1 protein-coding gene is annotated in these 700 nt (G+C 63.6%); it reads right to left on the minus strand.

Annotated elements, in window-relative coordinates:
- Positions 1-687: hypothetical protein (locus I6F10_RS20020; RefSeq protein ID WP_197099319.1), on the minus strand; the 687-nt coding region annotated here is incomplete at its 3' end.
- Positions 688-700: the final 13 nt, after the last annotated feature.

Genomic DNA, 700 nt, shown 5'->3' on the forward strand with positions numbered 1-700 from the left:
ATCGAAGAAATACTGGCTATTGATGCGGTGGTCGGCCATGGCGTTGAGGTATCGGCGCGCTTTCTCCACCGGATCCGCTGTGGAGCCGTCCGAGAACTTTATCGTCTCGACAGGCCCCGCAACTGCGCCAGCGGCTGGTGCCGCCAACTCGCCAGAATCCTCCGCGACGATCACCGCGCCGCGCAGCACGCGCCTCGCAGCGCGCATGCGGTCATCGGCAGGCTCGCCGATCAACTCGATGGCCTGCCGGATGGCTCGCACCGCCGCACTAAGCGTCGTGAAGTCGGTGGTGGCTGGTGCCGCCTGTGCCGTGGGGGCGGCCAGGGTAGCGTTGTGGGCCATCACGATTTCAGTGACCGCACCGGATTCGACATTCCGCCCAAGGTACGAGACAAGGCCACGGCCTTCCTTGTTCACGATGCTCCAGCCCTCGTAGCCATCTTTGCCGCCAGAGCCGTACCAGCGCTCAATCCACGCCCCTGCGGCTGGTGCCGCCTGTGCCGTGGCGGTTTCTGGGTAGGGCCAGTCCTTCAAATGCTCGACGGCTTCGGCCACCGTCTTGTCAATCGCACTGCCGGGTTGGTAGCCAATCTTCTCCTTTGCTCTCAAGAACAGGCCGATCATCGTGCTCAGTAGAGCGTGCGTCTTGGTGTTCGTCGCCCCGGCTGGTGCTTGCCCATTTGCCAATCGCAACACCGCT

The sequence above is a fragment of the Pseudoalteromonas sp. SWYJZ98 genome (assembly GCF_015864495.1).
Taxonomy (GTDB): domain Bacteria; phylum Pseudomonadota; class Gammaproteobacteria; order Enterobacterales; family Alteromonadaceae; genus Pseudoalteromonas; species Pseudoalteromonas distincta.